The organism is Pradoshia sp. (assembly GCF_051873915.1).
Classification (GTDB): Bacteria; Bacillota; Bacilli; order Bacillales; family Pradoshiaceae; genus Pradoshia.
Genome location: NZ_JBJEFJ010000133.1, coordinates 77,597 through 83,914, shown reverse-complemented (window position 1 = coordinate 83,914; position 6,318 = coordinate 77,597). Strand labels below are relative to the sequence as shown.

Genomic DNA, 6,318 nt, shown 5'->3' with positions numbered 1-6,318 from the left:
AAATGAACACCTGTTTCGTTACTGTACCTCCACAAGCAGGAAGAACCATCCATTTTATCGAATAAAAATGAGAGAAAGGAGGATTACTCATGAATTATCTAAATTTATTCCTTGCAGCCGGTATCTTAGCCGGAATTGGCTGCTATGCCATGACTTACTATATATCCAAATTGATTTCCCCGCTTTATCGATCGCTTATGGTCGGCGGGGCAGCCGTCATGCTTTTGTTGGCAAGCATCGCCCTCATCGGTGGATGGGATGGCATTCCGTTTGGTTTCATGGCCATCGGCATTGGCATCGTCAGTGTCTTGCTCGCTCTGACTATTCGCTTTCCGCTCATCAAGCGAATCGGGCTGGTTCTTCTGGCCGGCTGGGCAGGCCTCTTGCTCGTCACTCCATTGTTGGCAGGGGAAACAAACTATTGGGTGCTCGACAAGCAAGGAACTGATGGCTATACGGACTCTTCTCTTTCCAGCGAGTATGATGCCCTTCAGCGAAATGCGTCTGTCCGAGGTTATTCCATTCACACGATTTCAGAGGGCAATCCCGCTATCGTCCTCTCCCTTGGTGAGGTAATGAAAGGCTCTAACCTAGAAGTGGTAAACGTGGAGAACGAAAACAACCGAACCACTATCACGGTACGGAGTTTTGCGAATGGGTCCTCTGAGGCAAATCCAACCATTATGATTGGCTTAAATGAGCTGAAAGAAGAAATCATTGTCACCGATACCGATGGCACCCGTTATCCGAAACTGGACTGATGTCCAGTTTTTTATTGCCTGGATTTCTCAAACAGCTATGCTAATGTAACTATTATTATTTACAGACCCCCAGTCCGTTCTATCATTCTCATTAATACTTTTCTGCCAATCACTTCACTAAAGGTGACTTATGAAGCGTATAATCATTCTTGGTATAAACATGATGATATTCCAAACTATCTCTACGATAATATCTATTAGGACATCTTTAAGAAATCTGCCTGCTTTTCTGATTCTCCTCATCTTCTACTGACCCCTGCTATTCTTCTGACCTGGAGCAATAAATGCCCTTTTCTATTTTCAATCAATATTTCCATCTATAATGACCTACAATTGGTTGTTGATAAGAAGTTAATTTAATTTCCGATGCAAAGGGAGGGGTGTTATGAATTAAATAAGGGATGCCATCTTTGGCCCTTTTATCAGAAATGATGCCGGCATGGTCTGTCCCCTCCAAATAGATGACAATATCCCCAGGCTGCCACTCCGCTAAATTCTCTGGATCATTAGGAATCAATTCGGTCGTAAGGGATTCGGCAAATCGCTCAAAAAAGACATGCTGATTAGGAACCCTCCTGAAATCAATATGAGGATCAGGGTTTTCCCCTACCCGTGGATATAAAGACGAATGTTCTTGAATATCTTGATCCATCAACTCTTTTAAATGGATGCCCGCTCCTGCCAATCCTCTCCAAATAACATCTGTGCATACTCCCTCGCTGTCTGGAGGATAACCGCCTTCATAATAAGCACTCTTGTAACGTGTTCGATTCTCCACTTCTTCCCTCGCAGCATTCACGATGTCCAGCGGATCAGCCACCGTATTCTGATTTTGATCAACCCTTGCATACTTTTCCTCCACAGTAACTTTTTCTGCTAAGGGATTATCAAGATGTATACCTGCCATGTCCAAAATCAAACCGTCCCGATAAAGCATCGTAAACAAGGGAGCTGTCACTGCCAAACCCACGCCAGCTATCAACATTATTTTTTTCAGCTTCATTTATCTCCCCCCTCTGCATAAAGCAAACAATTATATATTCTGATAGTCACTGAAATATACTCCCATATGGAATTCAACAATAAAGGGCATGAATCCTTCTTGAATTCATGCCTCATTAACTAGATTAAGAGCAAAATCTCAATATTCTACAATCGTCAGCCATTGACCATCCGGCCCTACGGTTATGTGGGGAACTTTGAGTGCTTTAAAGAGTTCACCTAAATCAAGGTTTTTCTTGCTAATTTGATTTAAATGCTGGGATATATCTAACTCCGAAAAAACAAAAAAGTCTATTGTTGAAGACCTTAAATAAAACTCGTAAACATATTGTTTCTTACGATCCTTCACATACCCCAAAAGTCCAATCGTCCTTGGAAAGATTTGTATTAAGGGGAATTTAATCTTTTGGATTACAACAAAATCATCCGACAGCTGATTTAGCAAATCCTCCTCCCAATCAGGAATAATGGCATATATATAACAATCTTGCTTATAAATGTCATCGATTATATCCACAAATTCCTGTTCATCTATTTCCTCATCCAGTAATTGTTCCATTATCTTTGGGGTGCGATTCACCTTAATCACCTCTTTGTTATTTGAATATTAAATCGAGATAGCTTTCCTCATCCTGCTGCCCTCTCCATTTGCATATGAGCAAAAAAAGAGCTGATAACAGCTCTTTTTTACTAGAATTAACAAAGTCCTTTATTGACTAACATTCACTTTCCTCACAACCACACTCATATTCCTTGAAGATGAATTCCTTGTATAGTCTATACTCTTTAAATTCACGTGTATCCGATTCATATACCTTAACCAAAGGAGCCACATCCACCTTGGCCAATTCCTTAATTTGTTCCTCTACATCCTTCGTTAAATCCAGGATATATTCGTTCATGTCTATAAAAAGATCATTATGCTCACAGACATCATAAGTGACGGCCAAGTAAAATTTTTTCATTTGTTATCCCTCCACTAAACCCTCTCTATTTATCTTATATAGTTCACCTTTTATATGGAAGCAATAACTATTTTGAGACCAGCCTAACTCATGTCTAGCTCTCGCCATCCAAAACAGAGGCAAGCTCTTCATAAAGTTCTTCACGCCTCCTCATCAATTCCCCCTGCTGCTTCGTTAATTTTCTCAGGATTTCTGTATCGTTTCCCTTTTGAAGCTTTTCTGAAATCTCACATAAGGACGTTTCTACCTTCTCTATTCTTTTCTCTAACATCTCTAATTTGTTTTCTGCTTTGTTGAAGCTCACCCTTGGCTCAACTGCTTGCGGCAAGCGGTCCGCTCTCTCCCTTGCGTAAGAATAGTTCCCAACATAGGTAACCAATTGCTGATTACTTAACCAATACGTTTTCGGAAATAACTTATTGAGTAAGTAACGATCATGGCTGACTGCAAGGATTGTTCCCTCGAATTCAGCGAGTGCATCCTCGAGCACTTCTCTTGAATCAATATCTAAATGGTTGGTCGGTTCATCGAGGATGAGAAAATTGATATCCTGATACATCAATTCGGCAAGCCTTAGACGCATTCGTTCACCGCCGCTTAATTGCGTGATTTTTTGAAAGACCTTTGGTCCATAGAAGAGGAAGCGTGCCAGGATATGCCTGGCCTCCCCTTCCGTTACACTAACCTCGCGGCGAAAGCGCTCGAGGATGGTCAAGTCCTTCTCATCCCTGAATAAATGTTGGGACAGATAACCAATCTTCAAGTTGCTTCCGCATTTCACAACTCCTTGGTCCGCTTTTTCCTCTCCAAGTATCATTTTCAGAATGGTTGATTTCCCTGTTCCATTTGCTCCAACGATGGCTGCCTTTTCTCCATATTGTAGGTGGAGATTAACATCATGGAACAGTTTATTACCGTCAAATTGCTTCGAGACAGCTGATAGCTGAATAACGTCCTTCCCGCTTCTGTCTGCCATATCAAGTTCAAGGCCAATCTTACGCTTTTCCAGGACAGGCTTCTTCAACTTCTCCATGCGCTCTAGGGCACGCTCCATATTCGTTGCCCGCCTGTGAAGAGCCGCACTTGGCGGGTTTGCCTGGTTCGCCCACTCCCGCAGGCGCTTGATGGCCTCCTTCATCTTCTTGATCTTCCGCTGCTGTTCCTTATACTCAGCAAATTCAATGAACAGACGCTTTTCCTTTTCTTCTGCGAAGGCCGTATAATTCCCGGCATACACATGCACTTCTGAACCATCCATATCCATGATTTTGCTAACTGTCTTATCCAGAAAGAATCGGTCATGGGATACAATTACGACTGTTCCCGCATAAGAAAGTAAATAATGCTCCAGCCATTCCACCGCCAGAATGTCTAAATGATTTGTCGGTTCATCAAGGAGCAGCAAATTCGGATTTTGCAGGAGCAATAATCCAAGACCAACCTTGGTCTGCTCCCCTCCGCTCAATGCGCCAAATTCCTTCTTCAATAAAGGCTCGAGCCCAAGCCCTGTTGCCACTTTCATCACACGGCTGTCGAGCTCATAGCCACCGGCTTCTTCAAATTGCTCCTGAAGGTCTCCATACTGCTTCAGAAGACGCTCCGCCATAATTTCGTCCTGCTCGGTGGACAGCCTTCCCTCTAATTCGCTCAATTGCCTTTTCCATTGCAGTTCTTTCGCAAAGGCAGAGAGCAAACACTCATACACAACTTCATCCTTCGCTGCGGACTGGATTTGTGCTAACAATCCGGCAGAGGTGCCCTTTTTCATGTGAATAGCTCCCGTGTCCAGATTCTCCTGCCCTGCCAATAGCTTCAGAATCGTTGATTTGCCGCAGCCATTTGGCCCGACAATCCCGATTCTTTCCCCCTCTTTGATTTCAAAGGTTACGTTCTCAAATATATAGGTTCCTCCATAGCTTTTTCCGATATCACGTACACTGCATAGTATCATTTGTATGAACTCCTTTTTCATGTCCATACCCTTTAATAAAAAAAGCCATGGAAAAGTCATTATAAGACTTCCCATGGCTTCTAGCTTTGTTATTCCGCTGGGTATAGAGACTTATAATCGTACTGTTTTCATATGAAATTCGGTAAAATTGGGCAGACTTCCCCCTTGGCGAATTTCAGCATGAAAAATGGCACGAATCAATGACAGGTCTTCCAGCCATTGCAAACATACCTTAACAGAACGATTCATCTCTACACCTCCTTTAATCATTGGTCTTCTTATTATAAGTTAAATATTCAGACAAAGCAAACAGAACTAGAAGTCAGCCTGCCATTCCGTGAGCGGCCAATATCTCATATTTACCTTCCCAACAACCTCATCGACCGGAACAAAGCCGAAATGGCGGCTGTCATAGCTCTTATCGCGATTGTCCCCAAGAACAAAAAGCATCCCTTCAGGCACCTTATCCACACCCATCAAGGACTTCAGCGTGAATGAACCTGTTTGAGCAGATCCAGTTCCTAAATCAGCCTCATCCCTTATGTACAATTCCTCTATATACTGCTCGTTAATATAGAGAAATCCATTTCTGTATGTGATCTCATCTCCCGGCAAGCCGATTACCCGCTTCACATAATCCTCCCGCTTATTCTTATGAAAGACGATAATATCAAAATGTTCTATATCCCTTTCATCAAATCCAGCCTTGGTGACAATTAAGCGGTTTCCCTCCTCCAAGGTCGGGGTCATCGATTTGCCCTCCACTCGGTAATTGGAGTACAAATGATTCTGCACCTGCACAAGCAGGACAATTCCACAGACAAATCCAATGCACCAATAAAGCAGTCCCTTCCTCCTTGGAGACATCGTGCCCCCTCCGTTCCTTTAGGAATGTTCCTTCTGTCCCGTCTTATTCAATCGAATCTCCACCTGTTTGCCGACTATCCAAAGAATAAAGATAATCACACCCATAATGACAGATTTAATCGGCTCTCGAATGAGCGACATGATATCGTGGCCGATATAGCTGATGGTAAAGATCATAACCATCTTCCCGCCAAAGACTGCAATCATATATTGTTTTGGGCTGATGTCCGACAAGCCGCTGACGATATTGACGATTGCTGACGGAGTGAAAGGAAAGCACAGAAGGATGAATAAAGGCCCAAACCCATGCCGATCTATCCAGCTCATCGCCTTTTGGACGGCTGGATGCCTGTGCACAAAGGAGGTTGTCCGCTTCCGGCCGTACATTCTCGCCAAATAAAAGACGACCATCGCACCTGCCACCGCGCCTGTCCAAGATAATAAAAACCCTATCCAAAGGCCGAATGCATTAGCATTAGCCGTAACGAATACAAATAAAGGAAGAAACGGTAAGAATGCTTCTAAAAAGGGCAATAATAAGCCTGGTATCGGCCCTAAATTCCGGTAATCGCTTATTAATTCCGCAAGCCGTTCCATTGTTAGCCATTCGGTCAACCAGCTTAAATCCATAAAATCTCCTCACCAATCAATGACTGCTGTCAGTCAGTTCATAATAGGTAATTTCATTTCCGCTCATTGGATTAGACGAACTCATTACCTTCATACTTATTATATCAGATAGTACTATATATCATCTTTCGGCAGAAATTAA

At 42.9% G+C, this 6,318-nt stretch carries 8 protein-coding genes; 1 reads left to right on the top strand and 7 read right to left on the bottom strand.

What is annotated here, in order from left to right; all coding sequences use genetic code 11:
• The first annotated feature begins 89 nt into the window (after window positions 1-89).
• Window positions 90-761 carry a hypothetical protein gene (locus tag ACI35L_RS12310; protein ID WP_439803001.1) on the top strand — a complete coding sequence of 224 codons (672 nt, stop codon included), beginning with the start codon at window positions 90-92 and terminating at the stop codon, window positions 759-761.
• A gap of 304 nt (window positions 762-1,065) precedes the next feature.
• Here ACI35L_RS12310 and ACI35L_RS12305 read toward each other — a convergent pair whose 3' ends face one another.
• From ACI35L_RS12305 to ACI35L_RS12275, 7 genes are all read right to left on the bottom strand, one after another.
• The gene (locus ACI35L_RS12305) at window positions 1,066-1,764 is read right to left on the bottom strand and encodes a DUF1287 domain-containing protein (RefSeq protein WP_082197164.1); all 699 of its coding nucleotides are present in this window, start codon (window positions 1,762-1,764) and stop codon (window positions 1,066-1,068) included.
• A 138-nt stretch (window positions 1,765-1,902) separates the two neighbouring features.
• Window positions 1,903-2,322, bottom strand: coding sequence for a hypothetical protein (locus tag ACI35L_RS12300; RefSeq protein WP_439803000.1), 420 nt, complete (start codon window positions 2,320-2,322; stop codon window positions 1,903-1,905).
• Window positions 2,323-2,479: 157 nt separating this feature from the next.
• A complete protein-coding gene (locus ACI35L_RS12295) occupies window positions 2,480-2,728 on the bottom strand; it encodes a hypothetical protein (RefSeq protein WP_049671855.1) in 249 nt (82 codons plus the stop codon).
• 94 nt (window positions 2,729-2,822) lie between these two features.
• A complete protein-coding gene (abc-f, locus tag ACI35L_RS12290; protein ID WP_439802999.1) occupies window positions 2,823-4,679 on the bottom strand; it encodes a ribosomal protection-like ABC-F family protein in 1,857 nt (618 codons plus the stop codon).
• Between the two features lie 111 nt (window positions 4,680-4,790).
• Window positions 4,791-4,928 carry an RAxF-45 family protein gene (locus ACI35L_RS12285; RefSeq protein ID WP_439802998.1) on the bottom strand — a complete coding sequence of 46 codons (138 nt, stop codon included), beginning with the start codon at window positions 4,926-4,928 and terminating at the stop codon, window positions 4,791-4,793.
• A gap of 66 nt (window positions 4,929-4,994) precedes the next feature.
• On the bottom strand, window positions 4,995-5,546 hold the full coding sequence (gene lepB / locus ACI35L_RS12280; protein ID WP_049671857.1) for a signal peptidase I: 552 nt from the start codon (window positions 5,544-5,546) through the stop codon (window positions 4,995-4,997).
• An 18-nt stretch (window positions 5,547-5,564) separates the two neighbouring features.
• Complete coding sequence (locus ACI35L_RS12275) at window positions 5,565-6,176, bottom strand: TVP38/TMEM64 family protein (protein WP_049671858.1); 612 nt, start codon at window positions 6,174-6,176, stop codon at window positions 5,565-5,567.
• Window positions 6,177-6,318 lie beyond the last annotated feature (142 nt).